General features: G+C 63.1%; 14 protein-coding genes and 4 tRNA genes. 7 read left to right on the top strand and 11 right to left on the bottom strand.

The window, feature by feature from the left end; translation table 11 throughout:
* Window positions 1-111 precede the first annotated feature (111 nt).
* A tRNA-Thr gene (locus APH44_RS26285) sits at window positions 112-187 on the bottom strand.
* A 52-nt stretch (window positions 188-239) separates the two neighbouring features.
* Window positions 240-680, bottom strand: a complete 441-nt coding sequence (locus APH44_RS26280; RefSeq protein ID WP_054895244.1) for a pilin — start codon at window positions 678-680, stop codon at window positions 240-242.
* A 213-nt stretch (window positions 681-893) separates the two neighbouring features.
* Here APH44_RS26280 and APH44_RS26275 point away from each other — a divergent pair, with 213 nt between their 5' ends.
* Genes APH44_RS26275 through yacG form a run of 4 tightly spaced genes read left to right on the top strand, consistent with a single transcriptional unit; the run spans window position 894 to window position 3,790 of the window.
* Window positions 894-2,102 carry a type II secretion system F family protein gene (locus APH44_RS26275; RefSeq protein WP_054895243.1) on the top strand — a complete coding sequence of 403 codons (1,209 nt, stop codon included), beginning with the start codon at window positions 894-896 and terminating at the stop codon, window positions 2,100-2,102.
* A 1-nt stretch (window position 2,103) separates the two neighbouring features.
* Window positions 2,104-2,970, top strand: coding sequence for an A24 family peptidase (locus tag APH44_RS26270; protein ID WP_054895242.1), 867 nt, complete (start codon window positions 2,104-2,106; stop codon window positions 2,968-2,970).
* Window positions 2,970-3,593, top strand: a complete 624-nt coding sequence (coaE, locus tag APH44_RS26265; protein WP_054895241.1) for a dephospho-CoA kinase — start codon at window positions 2,970-2,972, stop codon at window positions 3,591-3,593. The genes APH44_RS26270 and coaE overlap by 1 nt, the downstream gene beginning before the upstream one ends.
* Window positions 3,590-3,790 (top strand): DNA gyrase inhibitor YacG, encoded by a 201-nt coding sequence (yacG, locus tag APH44_RS26260; RefSeq protein WP_054895240.1) that lies wholly within the window; start codon window positions 3,590-3,592, stop codon window positions 3,788-3,790. Before coaE ends, yacG begins: the two co-directional genes overlap by 4 nt.
* A gap of 80 nt (window positions 3,791-3,870) precedes the next feature.
* On the opposite strand, the gene APH44_RS26255 is transcribed toward yacG, so the two are convergent.
* Window positions 3,871-4,566 (bottom strand): energy-coupling factor ABC transporter permease, encoded by a 696-nt coding sequence (locus APH44_RS26255; protein ID WP_054895239.1) that lies wholly within the window; start codon window positions 4,564-4,566, stop codon window positions 3,871-3,873.
* Between the two features lie 112 nt (window positions 4,567-4,678).
* Here APH44_RS26255 and APH44_RS26250 point away from each other — a divergent pair, with 112 nt between their 5' ends.
* The 3 genes from APH44_RS26250 to APH44_RS26240 all read left to right on the top strand — a co-directional run bounded on the left by APH44_RS26250 (window position 4,679) and on the right by APH44_RS26240 (window position 7,005).
* Window positions 4,679-5,308 carry a DUF1780 domain-containing protein gene (locus APH44_RS26250; protein WP_054895238.1) on the top strand — a complete coding sequence of 210 codons (630 nt, stop codon included), beginning with the start codon at window positions 4,679-4,681 and terminating at the stop codon, window positions 5,306-5,308.
* Window positions 5,309-5,451: 143 nt separating this feature from the next.
* Window positions 5,452-5,625, top strand: a complete 174-nt coding sequence (locus APH44_RS26245) for a DUF3094 family protein (RefSeq protein WP_054895237.1) — start codon at window positions 5,452-5,454, stop codon at window positions 5,623-5,625.
* An 84-nt stretch (window positions 5,626-5,709) separates the two neighbouring features.
* Window positions 5,710-7,005, top strand: coding sequence for an NAD(P)/FAD-dependent oxidoreductase (locus tag APH44_RS26240; RefSeq protein ID WP_054895236.1), 1,296 nt, complete (start codon window positions 5,710-5,712; stop codon window positions 7,003-7,005).
* A gap of 105 nt (window positions 7,006-7,110) precedes the next feature.
* Here the strand turns inward: APH44_RS26240 and phnN are convergent, their stop codons facing one another.
* From phnN to APH44_RS26200, 8 genes are all read right to left on the bottom strand, one after another.
* Window positions 7,111-7,671, bottom strand: coding sequence for a phosphonate metabolism protein/1,5-bisphosphokinase (PRPP-forming) PhnN (gene phnN / locus APH44_RS26235; RefSeq protein ID WP_054895235.1), 561 nt, complete (start codon window positions 7,669-7,671; stop codon window positions 7,111-7,113).
* A gap of 349 nt (window positions 7,672-8,020) precedes the next feature.
* Window positions 8,021-8,096, bottom strand: a tRNA-Lys gene (locus tag APH44_RS26230).
* A gap of 6 nt (window positions 8,097-8,102) precedes the next feature.
* Window positions 8,103-8,179: transfer RNA gene (locus APH44_RS26225), tRNA-Pro, on the bottom strand.
* Between the two features lie 4 nt (window positions 8,180-8,183).
* A tRNA-Asn gene (locus tag APH44_RS26220) sits at window positions 8,184-8,259 on the bottom strand.
* 336 nt (window positions 8,260-8,595) lie between these two features.
* Window positions 8,596-11,160, bottom strand: a complete 2,565-nt coding sequence (gene clpB, locus APH44_RS26215) for an ATP-dependent chaperone ClpB (RefSeq protein ID WP_054895234.1) — start codon at window positions 11,158-11,160, stop codon at window positions 8,596-8,598.
* 204 nt (window positions 11,161-11,364) lie between these two features.
* Window positions 11,365-12,729 (bottom strand): DUF1329 domain-containing protein, encoded by a 1,365-nt coding sequence (locus APH44_RS26210; protein WP_054895233.1) that lies wholly within the window; start codon window positions 12,727-12,729, stop codon window positions 11,365-11,367.
* Between the two features lie 24 nt (window positions 12,730-12,753).
* Entirely contained in the window at window positions 12,754-14,640 is a 1,887-nt protein-coding gene (locus APH44_RS26205) for a DUF1302 domain-containing protein (RefSeq protein WP_054895232.1), read from the bottom strand.
* 324 nt (window positions 14,641-14,964) lie between these two features.
* Window positions 14,965-16,615, bottom strand: a 1,651-nt coding sequence (locus tag APH44_RS26200; protein ID WP_156343797.1) for a fatty acid--CoA ligase, incomplete at its 5' end; no start/stop codon positions are given.

The following is a 16,615-nucleotide window of genomic DNA, read 5'->3' as shown; positions in this document are numbered from 1 at the left end:
TCGCGTAGATGCCCAGAGACAAAACGAGACAGGCAAAAACAACAAAGCCCGCGCTAGGCGGGCTTTGCTGGGTGTTTCGTAGACAGTCATAGACTTCTGGAAACTGGTCTCTGGTGCCGGAGACAGGAATCGAACCTGCGACCTTCGCGTTACGAGTGCGCTGCTCTACCGACTGAGCTACACCGGCGTGTCCGCAAAGCTACCACCGCCGCCATCCATACGCAAACCCCTGTTTCCCTTCACTTATTACCCTGCGCCCCACCCTGCCCCGCCGAACCTGCACAGCCACTGGGCGCAAGATCCTCTTCGATGTCGGTACTGCACGCCCACCCGGTCGCCGCGCGGGTCAGTGTCAGGCGCTTGCCCACCACGTTCGCAGGCGCATCCGCGAGGGTGCAAACGATGCTGCCGGTGCCTGCAGCCGCATTGCCGGTGGCAACGATGGCGCAGTGGTTGGTCGTGGGTTGTCCGCCTAGCGCGGCAACGTCGGCGACGTCCTTGCCTTCGTTCAGGCGCAGGTCCATCGGGGTCTTGAGCGCGGAGATTTCCAGCAGGCCGGCCGCTGCTTTGGTGCGGGCCTGGTGGTTGGTGTACATGGGGATCGCGATGGTCGCGAGGATGCCGATGATCGCGACGACGATCATCAGTTCGATGAGGGTGATACCGCGTTGCCCTTTCATAACAGGTTCCTTGTCGATTCGGTCAGGCCTCGAGCCGCTGGGTGGGCCGGGGTCGGCTGGGGCGCAGTAGAGCCCAATGGACACCTTTTGTCACCCCTGCGTGGCTGGACGTCGTGTCCGCTCAACTACTCTAGTGAGCGTCTGGAATTTCTGCCCTGGGATGGGCGCGGCAAGCTGTTACGGGGCTTGTCGGGTGTGGCAAGGAGCTGGCGAATGAAGGATTCGACTCGGTTGTATGCGTGGCGAGGCGTGGATGCGCAGGGGGCGCGGGTCAGTGGGCAGATGCAGGGGCGTAGCCCGGCATTCGTGCAGGCGGGGTTGTTGCGCCAGGGCATCAAGGGCGCGCGGGTGTGGCCGGCGGGTGGGCGGGGTTGGAAGCTGCCGGTGCGGCGGGAGAAGGTGGATGCACCGGGGTTTTCGCGTCAGTTGGCGACGCTGTTGAAAGCGGGGGTACCGCTGTTGCAGGCGTTCGAGGTGATGGGGCGCAGTGGTGCAGACGCTGGGATGGTGCGGTTGCTGGGGCGCTTGCAGCAGGATGTTTCTGCAGGGTTGGGGCTGGCGGATGCGCTGCAGCGGCACCCCCGTTGGTTCGATGCGTTGTACTGCAACCTGGTGCGGGTCGGGGAGCAGTCGGGGACGCTGGATCGGCAACTGGAGCAGTTGGCAGACCTGCTGGAACGGCGTCAGGCGCTGCGGCGCAGGGTGCGCAAGGCAATGCTGTATCCGCTCATTCTGCTGCTGACGGGGCTTGGGGTGTCGGCGTTGCTGTTGCTGGAGGTGGTGCCACGTTTCGAGGGGATGTTTGCGGGGGTGGGCAAGGAGTTGCCCGTCTTTACGCGGTGGGTTATCGAATTGTCTGACGCGCTGGGGCGGCATCTGCTCGGTGCGCTGGGGATATTCGGTGTGGCGGGGCTGGCGGTGCGCAAGCTGTATCGGGAGCACTTGCCGGGGCGGTTGTGGATGATTCGCCAAGCGCTGCGGGTGCCGGTGTTCGGGCGCTTGTTGAGCCATGCGGCGTTGGCGCGTTTCGCACGCAGCCTGGGGACGGCCTATGGTTCGGGGGTGGTGTTGCTCGATGCGCTGGAAACCGTGGCGGCGGCGAGCGGCGATGCCTTGCACGAGCGGGCGATCCGCCAGTTGCGCCAAGGCATGGCCAATGGCTTGGGGCTGCATCAGGCGATGGCGCTGGAGCCGTTGTTCGCGCCGCTGCTGGTGCAGTTGACGGCGATCGGTGAGTCGAGCGGCACGCTGGAAGCGATGCTGAACAAGGCGGCCTGTCATTACGAGGAGCAGGTCGGACAAGCGCTGGAGCAGTTGACCAGCCTGCTGGAGCCAGCCATCGTGCTGATCCTCGGTGTTCTGGTGGGTGGCCTGGTGGTGGCCATGTACTTGCCGATCTTCCAGTTGGGTAGCCTGATCTGACATGAATCTGTGGACTTTTCTTGCCGACCAGCCAGGGTTCTTCCTGGCGAGTGCAGCCGTGCTCGGGCTGCTGGTGGGCAGTTTTCTGAATGTGCTGGTGCATCGGTTGCCGGTGATGCTCGAACGCCAGTGGCAGAACGAGGCGCGTGAGGTGCTGGGGATGCCGGTGGAGGCGCATGAGCGTTTCGACCTGTGCCTGCCGGCCTCGCACTGCCCGGGCTGCGGGCATCGGATTCGGGCGTGGGAAAACATTCCGGTCGTGAGTTACCTGGCCCTGCGTGGGCGCTGCTCGGCGTGCAAGGGGCGGATCAGCCTGCGTTATCCGCTGGTGGAACTGGCCTGCGCGGGGCTGTCGCTGGTGGTGGCGTGGCATTTCGGGGTGAGCGTGCAGGCGCTGTTGGCGCTGGTGCTGACGTGGTGCCTGCTGGCCCTGAGCCTGATCGATGCGGAGCATCAATTGCTGCCGGATGTGCTGGTACTGCCGACGCTGTGGCTGGGGCTGGTGGTCAATGCCTTCGGGGTATTCGTGCCGTTGGCCGATGCGCTGTGGGGTGCGGTGGTCGGTTACCTGAGCCTTTGGTCGGTGTATTGGCTGTTTCGGCTGGTCACCGGCAAGGAGGGCCTGGGCTATGGCGATTTCAAGCTGCTGGCGCTGCTGGGCGCCTGGGGCGGCTGGCAGGTGCTGCCGCTGACACTGTTGCTGTCGTCGGTGGTGGGGGCGGTGATCGGGCTGTGTCTGCTGCGGCTGCGCAAGGCTTCGCTGGGGGCAACGATGCCTTTTGGGCCCTATCTGGCAATTGCGGGCTGGATCGCATGGCTCTGGGGTGATGAAATATACGCTTCTTACATGCAACTGCTCGGATACTGATGACCACTGCTGCATTTACCCCCTGGATTCTCGGACTGACCGGCGGCATCGGCAGCGGCAAGAGCGCCGCCGCCGAGCGCTTCGTCGAGCTTGGCGTGCACCTGGTGGATGCCGACCAGGCGGCGCGCTGGGTGGTCGAGCCGGGTCGGCCGGCGCTGGCGAGCATCGTCGAGCGCTTTGGTGCGGGCGTGCTGCTGGATGACGGCACCCTTGATCGCTCGGCCCTGCGCCAGCAGATCTTTGCCGACCCTGCGCAGCGGCGCTGGCTCGAGCAACTGCTGCACCCGCTGATCGGGCAGGAGATCTTCAGCTACCTGGCCAAGGCCGAGTCGCCCTATGCGGTGTATGTGTCGCCGCTGCTGATCGAGTCGGGGCAGTACCAGAAGACCCAGCGCATCCTGGTGATCGATGTGCCGCAAGCGCTGCAGATCGCGCGCACGCTGCAGCGTGACAACACCAGCGAGGAGCAGGTGCAGGCGATTCTCAAGGCGCAGTTGGCGCGGGAAGAGCGCCTGCGCCATGCCGACGATGTGGTGGTCAATGACCGCGACCTGCCGTGGCTGCATGAGCAGATCGACCAGTTGCATGCCTTTTACCTGACTTTGCGAGGAGGCCAGCCTTGAGCCAGCCAATGACCGTCGATTGCCCGACCTGTGGCGCACCTGTGGAATGGAGCGAGAAGAGCCCGAACCGGCCGTTCTGCTCGGATCGCTGCAAGCTGATCGACCTGGGGGCCTGGGCGGCCGAGGAGCACAAGATTCCAGCGGCGCCGGAGTCGGAGGATGAGCTGTATTCGGGGGATCTTGAGCCTCGGCATTGATTTGATGAGGGGTGGGGATGGCCCAGGCTTTGCTGGTGCCATTCCCGCAGAGGGTTTCTACAGGCGTTTTTAGAGGCGATTCAGTCCTTCCCCTGGCCCTCGTCATCCTTCCATGGGGCCTGCAGATAGCGGGTGCGGTTGAAGGTTTCCAGCCACTCGGGGCAGAACACCACCAGGGCGCTGATCACGGTGCCGTTGATGAAGGCCTCGGGGAACATCATCAGCCACAGGTAGCCGACGAAATCGCTGAGCCACTCGGGCATGGCGAACAGCCCGTCCAGCCATAGCACACCCAACGCGGCCATCAGGCACAGCAAGGTCGCCAGGGCGGCCGCGAAGAATCCCGAACAGAAGATATAGACGAACAGGTTACGCGGCTGGGCGCGTTCGACCAGGATCGCGCACACCTCGGTGACCAGCACCGGCAAGCCGATGATCAACAGGCCGTTGACGCCCAGCGCTGCCAGGTCCTGGCGGCCAAGGGCGAGCAGGCCGAGCTGGGCGAGAAAGCCGCCGAGTATGGCCAGCGGCCAGTCCAGCAGGAGGGTCACGGCGGTCATGCCGATGAAGTGATAGGACACGCCAGTGTCGAAATCGCGCCGCACCAGCCACAGCGCGAACAGGCCGAACACGGTGCCGAACAGCAGGTGCTGGCGGCGCGGGTCGCTGAACAGCTCGACCCAGCGGGTGCGACTGGCCGCCCAGATCAACAGGGGAACATAGGCCAGCCAGCCAAGCGTGAGACTGGTGGAGGACAGGACCTGTGCGCTGATCACCGCGACCTCGCGTGCATGTCGGATGCTTTCGAGTCTACACCCATTCCCTGATGACGATTCCCACGAACAAACAAGCCCTTATCCTTCACAATTGCAGGCTAAGCTTGTTCCCATGGATGACTCAGACTACCTGCGCCTGCTTACCATCCAGGCCGAACAAGCCAACGCGTTCCTGTCCAATGCCCGCAAATGGGAGCGTGAGCGTTGGGTCTGCCAGCGCCTGCTGCAAGGGTTGAACATTCCCTACCGCAGCGAAGACTTCACCCCGGCCGGCCAGGAGCCGCCTGACGTGCTGTTTCGCGATGCGGCGTTCGAGGTGTTCTTCGTCCTCGACGAAGGGCGTCGGCTCAACGACGAATGGCGCGAGGAGCTGCAGCGTCGGCGCAGTGCCTTCTCCCTGGCCCAACTGGTGCGCCGCGAGGCGCGCCCCCGGCGAATCAGCGCACAGGAGCTGCTCGCGCGCCTGGCCCCGACCCTGCGCAAGAAGGCGCACAACTATCGCGAGCGCGGGCTGGACTTGGGCGAGCTGGACATCATCGCCTTCGCCAGCCTCAAGCGCGAGGTGCTCGACCTCAACAGCCATTTCCCACCGCCCACCGAATACCTGCGCCAGGGCTGGCGCTCGTTGTCGCTGGTAGGGCCGACCTTCGCCCGGGTGCTGTTCGCCCACCCGGACGCGCCGGATTTCCTGCGCGGCAACCTGGGGCGCAGTATTCTGTTCGATGTCGGTATCAGTCTTTGATCGCGTGCCGGGTGTCTTTGCGATGGCGTACACTCGGCGGCGGAGATGAAAGGTATTATCATTTGTTTCACGTGCTTGCGATAACGCTGCAGGAAAGGTTGTAGCGTTCTCGTCATCCCAAGCGTCTACCCACGAGGCCCACCATGACCAGCCGCCTGAATCCGGAAGATCAGCGTCGCGTCGATGAGTATCTGCGAGCCCCCCAGCATCAAGTCGAGCGCAAGCCTTTCAGGCCCTGGCTGCTCCTTGCCCTGGTGGTGATCGTGACCATTGGTCTGGGCCTGTTGAGCCGCTTGCTGAGTGGTCTGGTGCTATGAGCTGCCTTGCGCTCGCCCTCCTCTCTCGCACGCAGCGGCCGGACCTTGTGTCCAGGAATTCCGTAAAACTTGTGAGATATCCCCATGACTCATCGCATCGTGATTGTCGGCGGCGGCGCCGGCGGCGTGGAACTGGCGACCCGCCTGGGTAAGAGCCTCGGCAAGCGCAAGCGCGCCGAGATCACTCTGGTCGACGCCAACCTGACGCACATCTGGAAACCGCTGCTGCACGAAGTGGCTGCCGGTTCGCTGAACTCCTCGGAAGACGAGCTGAACTACGTGGCCCAGGCCAAGTGGAACCACTTCAACTTCCAGCTGGGGCGCATGAGCGGCCTGGACCGTGAAGGCAAGCAGATCCAGCTGGCCGCGACCCTCGACGAAGAAGGCCGCGAGCTGCTGCCGGCGCGCACCCTGGGCTACGACACGCTGGTAATCGCCGTAGGCAGCAACACCAACGACTTCGGCACCCTGGGCGCGGCGCAGCACTGCCTGTTCCTCGACAGCCGCAAGCAGGCCGAGCGCTTCCACCAGCAACTGCTCAACCACTACCTGCGTGCCCACGCGGGCGATCAGGCCAGCGAGCAGATCAGCGTGGCCATCGTCGGCGCCGGTGCGACCGGTGTGGAACTGGCGGCGGAGCTGCACAACGCAGCCCACGAGCTGGCGGCCTACGGCCTGGACCGCATCCAGCCCAAGGACATGCACATCACCCTGATCGAGGCTGGCCCGCGCGTGCTGCCAGCACTGCCGGAGCGCATCAGCGTGCCGGTGCACAAGACCCTGGAGAAACTCGGGGTGACGGTGATGACCAACGCTGCGGTCAGCGAAGTGACCGAGGAAGGACTGAAAACCGCGACTGGCGAAGTGATCCAGGCGAGCCTGAAGGTGTGGGCGGCAGGTATTCGTGCGCCGGGCTTCCTCAAGGATATCGACGGCCTGGAGACCAACCGGATCAACCAGCTGGTGGTGCGTCCTACGCTGCAGACCACGCGGGATGACGACATCTTCGCCTTCGGCGACTGCGCCGCCTGCCCGCAACCAGGCAGCGACCGCAATGTGCCGCCACGGGCGCAGGCGGCGCACCAGCAGGCTTCGATGCTGGCCAAGAGCCTGAAGGCGCGGCTGGAGAACAAGCCGTTGCCAACCTACGCGTACAAGGACTACGGCTCGCTGGTGTCACTGTCGCGGTTCTCGGCGGTGGGCAACTTGATGGGCAACCTGACCGGCAGCGTGATGCTGGAGGGTTGGCTGGCGCGGATGTTCTATGTGTCGCTGTACCGCATGCACCAGATGGCGCTGTATGGGGTGTTCCGCACGGCGATGTTGATGATCGGCAGCAAGATCGGCCGCGGCACCGAGCCGCGCCTGAAGCTGCACTGATCAGCTGAGATCACGAGGGCCGCTTTGCGGCCCTTTTTGCGAGCACGTCGCCGCGCAGGTGCCGCAAGCTCTGGCGTGACCGGCAGGGCAGAGTGCCAAGCAGGGTCAGTTGCATGGCCGCTCCAGGTGCGCGAGCAGACGCGAGACGGTGTCGGCCAGTGGCCCGGAGTTGTCGAGCACCAGCAAGCCGGGGTCGGCCTCGCGCGCTTCGCTGGCAAAGCGGGCATTACGCGCCAGGCGCGCCTCCACTTCCTCCTGCGACTCACGCCCCCGCGCCAGCAGGCGCTGGCGCAGGATGTCCTGTTCGACACTGAGCAGCACCACCTGCAAATTCGGATAACGCTGCCGCGCCGTGTTCAGGTAGCCACGCGAGCCGTTCACCAGCACGTCGTGCCCTTCCCCCAGCCACTGGTCGATGACCCGTGGAATGCCGTAATGCAGGCCATTGGCCTGCCAGTGCAGGGCAAATGCGCCGTCCTCGCGCATCTGCTCGAACTGTGCGGCGCTCACCGCCAGGGCGGCTTCGCCCATCGCTTCGGCAGACCGGGTGATGACCCGCCGGGCAATGCGACAGCCACGCGCTGTCAGTTGTTCGCGGGCGGCGTCCAGCAGGCTGTCCTTGCCGGATCCGGACGGCCCGATCAGGTAAATCAACCTGCCTGCCATCAGTACACCCTCTTCGCTTCTCGCCAGACCTGCCGCACCGACGCGGATATCGCCACGGTCATGCAGCCCTCGCAGCACTGACCCTTTGCACGATACGGGGCAAACCGATGCCGCTGTGCTCGGCGGTGCCGAGATTGACCGCGGCAGCAGGCTGGTCGAATGATAATCGCTGGGAGGATATCCAGCAGCCCCTCGCGCGCCAAGTCGGCGCTGCCACAGAGATTGTGGCTGGCCTTCCGATTTTGCACAGGACAGTTGGTACGTACCCCAGGAAAACAGCCGCGAGTTACGAAATGATTTTCTCGAGACAAAAGAAAAAGGGCATCTCATACGAGATGCCCTTTTTACATGGTGGGTCGTGTAGGATTCGAACCTACGACCAATTGGTTAAAAGCCAACTGCTCTACCAACTGAGCTAACGACCCGGAAAATGGTCGGGGTGAGGGGATTCGAACTCCTGACATCCTGCTCCCAAAGCAGGCGCGCTACCGGACTGCGCTACACCCCGAAATTGGCTCCGCGACCTGGACTCGAACCAGGGACCCAATGATTAACAGTCATTTGCTCTACCGACTGAGCTATCGCGGAACTGAACTTCGTACAACTCTTACAGCTTCGAAGCTTGTGTTAGCTTCAATCTCTTTAGCGTTGTCGCTGCTGAGGTCGGCTATTCTACATTCTTCGTTTTGCTTGTCAACCACTTTTTTTTTACCCAACTTACTGATTTGTAAGTTGTTTTCAGATCATCTTTACCGCCGGTGATCTGCGTAGTGCCTGACAGCGGGGCGAATATTAGGGGCACTCGTTTTTTTGTGCAAGCATTTTTTTCAAAATTTTCAGCGAGTTAGATCCAGCGCCGAAAAATCAGGGGTTTGCGGGGTTGCGCAGGTGCCATCGCGGGGCAAGCCCGCGATGGCAACACCCTCAGGCAAAGACGATCTCGTCGCCTTCCACCTTCGCCGTGATCGCCGCACCCGGCACGAACTGGCCACCGAGGATAAGTTGCGCCAGCGGGTTCTCGATCCAGCGCTGGATCGCACGCTTGAGCGGCCGTGCGCCATACACCGGGTCGTAGCCAACGGCAATCAGCTTGTCGAGGGCTTCCGGACTCAGGCTCAGGGACAGCTCGCGCTCGGCCAGACGACCGCGCAGGCGGCCCAGCTGGATCTCGGTAATACCGGCGATCTGCTCGCGGCCCAGCGGCTCGAACACCACCACTTCGTCAATCCGGTTGATGAACTCCGGACGGAAGTGCGAACCCACCGCATCCATCACCGCTGCACGTTGCGCCTCACGGTCGCCGACCAATTCCTGAATCTGCGCCGAGCCCAGATTGGAGGTCATGACGATGACCGTGTTGCGGAAATCAACGGTACGCCCGTGGCTGTCGGTCAGACGGCCATCCTCAAGTACCTGCAGGAGCACGTTGAACACATCCGGGTGCGCCTTCTCCACCTCATCGAGCAAGACCACCGAGTAGGGCTTGCGACGCACCGCTTCGGTCAGGTAGCCGCCCTCCTCATAACCCACATAGCCTGGTGGTGCGCCGATCAGGCGAGCGACGGAGTGCTTCTCCATGAACTCGGACATGTCGATGCGCACCATGGCCTCCTCGGTGTCGAAGAGGAATTCGGCGAGCGCCTTGCACAGCTCGGTCTTGCCCACGCCGGTCGGGCCGAGGAACAGGAACGAGCCGCTCGGGCGATTCGGGTCGGACAACCCGGCACGCGACCGGCGCACGGCGTTGGCCACGGCAGTGACGGCCTCGTCCTGACCGATCACCCGCTCGTGCAGCAGGCCTTCCATCTTCAGCAGCTTCTCGCGCTCGCCTTCGAGCATCTTCGACACCGGGATGCCGGTCCACTTGGAGACGACCTCGGCGATCTCTTCCTCGGTAACCTTGTTGCGCAGCAACTGGTTCTCGGTCTTGCCGTGCTGATCGACCATCTGCAGGCTGCGCTCCAGGTCGGGGATCACCCCGTATTGCAACTCGGCCATGCGGCTCAGGTCGCCTTTGCGGCGGGCGGCCTCGAGCTCCTGGCGAGCCTGTTCGATCTTTTGCTGGATCTGCGCCGAACCCTGTACCTCGGCTTTTTCCGATGCCCAGATTTCCTCGAGATCGGAATATTCGCGCTCAAGGCGCTCGATTTCCTCGGTGAGTTTTTCCAGGCGCTTCTTCGCCGCTTCGTCCTCTTCCTTCTTCAGAGCCTGGGACTCCACCTTCAGTTGGATCAGGCGACGGTCAAGACGGTCGAGCACCTCTGGCTTGGAGTCGATTTCCATGCGGATGCGGCTGGCGGCCTCGTCGATCAGGTCGATGGCCTTGTCCGGCAGCTGGCGGTCGGTGATGTAGCGGTGGCTGAGCTTGGCCGCAGCGATGATCGCACCGTCGGTGATGGCAACCTTGTGGTGCACTTCATAGCGCTCTTTCAGGCCACGCAGGATGGCAATGGTGTCTTCCTCGCTCGGCTCCTCGACCAGCACCTTCTGGAAACGCCGCTCGAGCGCTGCGTCCTTCTCGATGAACTGGCGGTACTCGTTGAGCGTGGTGGCGCCAACGCAGTGCAGCTCGCCACGGGCCAGGGCCGGCTTGAGCATGTTGCCAGCGTCCATCGCGCCCTCGCCCTTGCCGGCGCCGACCATGGTATGCAGCTCGTCGATGAACAGGATGATCTGGCCTTCCTGCTTGGACAGCTCGTTGAGCAGGCCTTTGAGGCGCTCTTCGAACTCACCGCGGTACTTGGCACCGGCGATCAGCGCGCCCATGTCCAGGGCGAGCAGGCGCTTGCCCTTGAGGCCATCGGGCACTTCGCCATTGATGATGCGCTGGGCCAGGCCTTCGGCGATGGCGGTCTTGCCGACGCCGGGCTCGCCGATCAGCACGGGGTTGTTCTTGGTGCGGCGTTGCAGTACCTGCACGGTGCGGCGAATTTCGTCGTCACGGCCGATCACCGGATCGAGCTTGCCTTCTTCGGCACGCTTGGTCAGGTCGACGGTGTACTTGTCCAGCGCCTGGCGCGATTCCTCGGCGTTGGCATCATTGACCGCCTCGCCGCCGCGCAGGTTGTTGATGGCGTTTTCCAGGGCCTTCTTGCTCACGCCCTGGCCAAGCAGCAGCTTGCCAACCTTGCTGTTCTCGTCCATGGCGGCGAGCAGCACCAGCTCGCTGGAAATGAACTGGTCGCCCTTCTGCTGGGCCAGGCGGTCAGCCTGGTTGAGCAGGCGCGCCAGGTCCTGGGACATGTTCACGTCGCCCGTGGGGTTCTGGATTTTCGGCAGCTGGTCGAGCTCTTTGGTCAGCGCCTTGCGCAGGCTGCTGATGTCGAAGCCTACCTGCATCAGCAGGGGCTTGATCGAACCGCCCTGCTGCTCGATCAGAGCCTGCAGCAGATGCACAGGTTCGATGGCCGGATGGTCCATGCCAACGGCCAGGGATTGGGAATCGGATAATGCCAGTTGCAGCTTGCTTGTCAGTCGGTCTATTCGCATGGGGATACCTTCCTTTAAAGGGCAGGCGGAGCGATGGACAGCACCTGTAATGAAGAACCTGCCTGAGATGACCAATAGATAAGGCTGATTCTGGAAGATTCAAGCTTAGCGGGGTTGATCCGGGTCAGCCTGGTGAACCGACCGGAACAGAAACGCCCCGGCAAGCCGGGGCGTTCTGGGAGATTACACGGAGTTGGTTGCAGCTTAACGTATACCACTCTGACGCAGGGCCGCAGGCTGGAAGTCAGCCTTGTTGGCGGTGAAGTTGAAGTTGTAGGATTCTTTCTCCTCGTTCTTCATGCCCAGCGCCAGGTAACGGCCCGATTGCAGGTCGTAGATCGCTTCGAGGGTGTACCACGGCACCTGGTTGTTGTAGTACGGCTGGGCATGCGCCTCGGACACGCGCCACAGCTGGTTGCGCCCGTCGTACTGGTCGATCACCGCGGCCTGCCAGGTATCTTCGTCGATGTAGAAGTCACGCTTGGCGTAAATGTGGCGCTGGCCTGGCTTCAGGGTCGCGACCACATGCCACACACGACGCAGCTCGTAGCGAGTCAGGTCCTGGTTGATGTGGCCGGCCTTGATGATGTCGGCGTACTTGAGCTTCGGATCGTCGAGCTTGTAGGCGTTGGAGGCGATGTACATCTCCTTCTTGCCTTCGAGCTTCCAGTCGTAGCGGTCCGGCGCGCCGTTGTACATGTCCAGGTTGTCGGAGGTGCGCAGGCCGTCGGCGGCGGTACCCGGGCCGTCGTAGGAAACCTGCGGTGCCTGGCGCACACGGCGCTGGCCGGCATTGTAGATCCACGCCTTGCGCGGTTCCTTGACCTGATCGAGGGTCTCGTGCACCAGCAGCACGGTCCCGGCCAGACGCGCCGGCGCAGTCACTTCCTGCTTGAAGTAGAACAGCACGTTGCCCGGGTTGTTCGGGTCGTAGTCCCTCATCTTGTCGCGGAACACGAACTGGTCGTTGAAATACACCAGGCTATAGGAACCGTTCTGCTGCGGCGTGGCCTGGGTGACCAGACGCGACACACTGCCACCGCGATAACGGGTGATGTGGTTCCAGATCACCTCGACACCGCTCTTGGGAATCGGGAACGGGATCGCGCCGCGGAAGTTGTTCAGGCCGTTGCCGCCTTCGACCAGGGTGGTCTGGGTGGCGTTGGACTTGATGTCGGCGTACACGGCATCCGGCACGGTGGCGCCGCGGTGGGTCTTGTACACCGGCAGCTTGTAGGTGTCCGGATAGCGCTTGAGCATCGCCAGTTGGCCAGGGGCCAGCTTGTCCTTGTACTGGTCGGCGTTCGCGGCGGTGATGGTGAACAGTGGCTTTTCGCTGCCGTACGGGTCGGACAGGAAGCCCCTGGCATCGACACTGCCGGCGGTCTTGGACAGCGGCTCCCAAGGGCCAATCGAGCCATCGGCGTTACCGGCCTTCTCCGCGCCCATCGGCGTGAGCGTGGTACCGAGCTTGGCCGCCTCATCGGCGGAAACCGCAGCCATGACGCTGGTCGCCAGCAGGGACATGCCCAGCACACCGGCTTTCAGCAGACTTGTGGTCATCTTCATCGTTGTCGTCCTGGATCAGAGTTCTTAGAAGTTCACGCCGAAGCTGAGGGCGACGAAGTCGCGGTCATCCACGGTGCTGTACTTGCCATCGAAGAAGTTGGTGTACGACAGGCTCGCCGTGTAGGTGTTCTGGTACTCGGCGTCCAGGCCCAGGCTGATCGCCTTGCGGCCTTCCTCGAAGTTGCCACCAGGGCCTGGCGAGTAGCCGGACACGTCGTGGGACCAGGCCACGTTGGGCTTGAGGTTGACCCCGGCGAAGACGTCGTTGTAGTCCCAGATCACCCGGGCGCGATACCCCCAGGAGGTGCTGGTGGTATAGCCGTCGTTTTCGCACTTGCGGTTGAGGTTGGTGGTCGAGGCGCCTGCACCGGCACCGGCGATGGTGCTGGCATTGAGTGCCTGGCAGGTGTTGGCGCCGCCGGTGGCCGGCAGCGGGCCTGGGCCGAATACCGGATCACGGCCGTAACGGGTGTCGTGTGCGCTCTCCAGGCCGCCCACATGGGTGACGCCCAGTTCGCCTACCACGGTCATGCGGCTGGCGCCCATCACCTGGTCGAAGAAGTGCGTCAGGGTGGTCTGGAACTGGGTGATTTCCTTGCGGCGATAGCCGTGCAGGTCCTGACCCGGGGTACCGTTGAGCAGCGAAGCGTTGGCCAGGGCGCCGCCCAGTGGACGCACACCGGCGAACAGGATGTCGGTGGTATTCAACTGCACAGGAGCGTTGGGACGGTAGCTGATTTCACCGCTCCACGCCGTGCCGGTGGGCAGGGTGGTGGAGAAGCTCAGGCCGTACAGGCGGATGTCTTCAGGGTACTCGACGAAGTACTGCGAGTTGCCCGCGACGATCAGCGGCGCCAGCGGGCGCAGGCTGGCCGGCAGCGACGGAATGCCGGCGAACACCGCAGGCGAGGCACCGGTGGCGCTGAAGATCGGCGCACGGCTGTGGTAGTTCATGAAGTAGGCACCGAACTCGGTGTCCAGCGGTTCGAACATGTAGCGCAGCGCCACGCCGAACTGGCCGCTGTCACGCGCGTCGCGGTCCGGGCCACGGCGCACCATCACGCCTTCTTCGTTGATGTTCACGCCACGGGTGGCGAGGAACTGCTGCGCTGCGCCCGGCACCGTGCGGCTGCTGTTGAGCACGCGCAGGTTGTCGGTGCAGCCGTCGGAGATGATGTCGGGCTGGGAGAAGAAGGTGCCGCAGTTGTCGGTGACGGTCTGGTCCCATTCGAGCTGATAGAAGGCTTCGGCCGACAGGTTGTCGGTCAGGCTCTGGGAGATGTAGAACATGTTGACCGGGATCAGGCCTTCCTTGATCTCGGCGCCTGGGCGACGGAAGGCAGCGACGTCGATTGGGTTGATCGAGTTGATGCCGCCCCCGATGAAGGTACTTTCACCCCAGCTCACCACCTGCTTGCCGAAGCGCACCGAACCCGGCATGTCGGCGATGGCGTAGTTGTGGTAGATGAACGCGTCGAGCAGTTGCGCGCCCGAGGACTTGGCCCCCGACTTGCGCCCCGAGTCGCTGATATCCTTGAACTCGCGGCCTTCGTCCTTGAGCTCGAAGTCGTACCAGTACTTGCCACGGACGAAGACGCCGGTGTCGCCGTACTTGAGTTCGAGATCGTGGATACCCTTGAAGATCTTGGAGAAGGTCTCGCCTTTCTTGAAGTTCAGGTGGCCATCGTCGGAGGTCTGGGACAGGCCCTTGCCACCGTTGTTGACGCCGATCAGGTTCTTGTTGGGATTGGCAGTCGACCAGCTGGCCCCGATGGAGAGCGATGAGTCGAACTGACCTTCGATTTCCCCGATGTTGAAACTCACACCGAATGCGGGACTTGCGAGCGTGGAAGCGAGGCTGACGGCCAAGGGCAGCTTGGCCCGGCGCCAGAACGGGTTTGCAGATGTCATCGACGCTACTCCATGTACTTTTTTGTTATGGCAGTGAGTCCTTTCAGAAACGGCCCCGAGCGCTGCGAGCAGGCTCCTGCCAGAGGCAGCACGGCATGCGCGTGCGCCCTCCCCCATTTCTGAAAATCCCCTGACCCGACTATAGCCAGCGGCCACACGCGCTTGATCCCTCTAAAGTGTGATTTGCGTCTCGCAAGCAGAGGCATCGCAAATGGCCACTTCGATCGCTGGCAGTGCAGAAGCATGGCTCAATTTCGTCGTTTGACAAGGCGCGATACCTCTAACACGCGGGTCACGCCAGAACAGGCGTGACCCGGGCAAGTGTTACAGGGTCGAGAGGAAGGTACTGTTACTGGCCTGCCACTGGGTGACGTCCACGCGGATACGCTTCTTGTCGAGCTTGCCCACGCTGGTCTTGGGAATTTCAGTAACAACGGCGATCTGGCTCGGAATCGCCCACTTGTTGATGTGCCCCAACTCGACGAACGGCTTGAGATGCTCCTTGAGCATTTTGGCGTCCAGCTGCTGGCTTTCGTGCACCACCAGCAGCGCGAATGGCCGCTCGCCCCACTGCGGATCGGGCACGCCGACCACCGCCACCTCGCGCACGGCAACGTGACGGCTGATCAGGTCTTCAAGATCGAGGGACGAGATCCATTCGCCACCGGTCTTGATCACATCCTTGATGCGGTCGCGGATATCGATGTAGCCCATGCCATCGAGCGTGGCGACATCGCCGGTGTGCAACCAGCCGCCAGCCCACAACTCGTTGCTCTTTTCCGGTTCGTTGAAATAGCCCATGGTCAGCCAGGGGGCGCGCAGCACCAGCTCGCCCTGGGCCTCGCCGTCGGCGGGCAGGAAGTTGCCCTGGTCGTCGACGATGGCCGCCTCCACCAAGGGTACGGGTACGCCGGCCTTGATGCGGTAGCTGACGCGCTCGTCTTCACCACCGGCCAGCAGTTCTTCGTTCAGGTGCGCGCAGGAGATCAGCGGGCAGGTTTCCGACATGCCATAGGCCGCAGTGAGCTGGATGCCCCGCGCCAGGGCAGCCTCGTACAGCGCCCGGTTGAGCGCGCTGCCGCCGATGATCACCTTCCAGCCACCGAAATCCTGGCCCTTGGCTGAAGGGCAGTTGAGCAGCATCTGCAGGATGGTCGGCACGCAGTGGGAGAAGGTGACCTTTTCCTCGCGCCACAGCTTGATCAGCATGTCCGGCTCATAGCGCCCCGGATACACCTGCTTGATGCCCATCATGGTCGCCGCGTAGGGGATGCCCCAGGCATGCACGTGGAACATCGGCGTGATCGGCATGTAGACGTCGTTGGTGCTGAGCAGGCGCACGCTGTCGAGACTGCCGAGCACCGAGGTTTCGGCCAGGGTGTGCAGCACCAGTTGACGGTGGGTGAAGTACACGCCCTTGGGGTTGCCGGTGGTACCGGTGGTGTAGAAGGTGGTGGCCACCGAGTTCTCGTCGAAGTCGGGGAAGTCGTAATGTGGGCTGGCGGCGGCGAGCAGTTGCTCGTACTCACCGACCAGGTTCGGCAGCTCGGCGGTCTTGTCCGGGCCATCGGTGATCAGCAGGGTCTTGTCGACCGTGGTCAGTTGCCCGGCGATGGCCTGGTAGAGGCCGACGAAATCGCTGTTGACCAGCACGAAGCGGTCTTCGGCGTGGTTCATGGTGTAGAGGATCTGCTCGGGAGACAGGCGCACGTTGATGGTGTGCACCACCGCGCCGATCATCGGGATGGCGAACATACACTCCAGATAGCGGTGGCTGTCCCAGTCCATCACCGCCACCGTGTCACCGGCCTTGACCCCGGCTTCGGTGAGCACGTTGGCCAGCCTGGCGATGCGCTCGCCGAGTTCGGGATAGGTCAGCCGCACCTTGTCGCGGTAGACGATTTCACGGGTCTTTTCGTAGCGGCTGCCAGACATCAGCAGGCGTTTGATCAGCAGCGGGTAGGTGTAGGCGCCG

Origin of the sequence: Pseudomonas sp. NBRC 111143, assembly GCF_001320965.1 — a bacterium.
In the GTDB taxonomy this organism is placed as follows: domain Bacteria; phylum Pseudomonadota; class Gammaproteobacteria; order Pseudomonadales; family Pseudomonadaceae; genus Aquipseudomonas; species Aquipseudomonas machongensis.
This window is presented reverse-complemented; position numbering and strand designations above follow the sequence as displayed.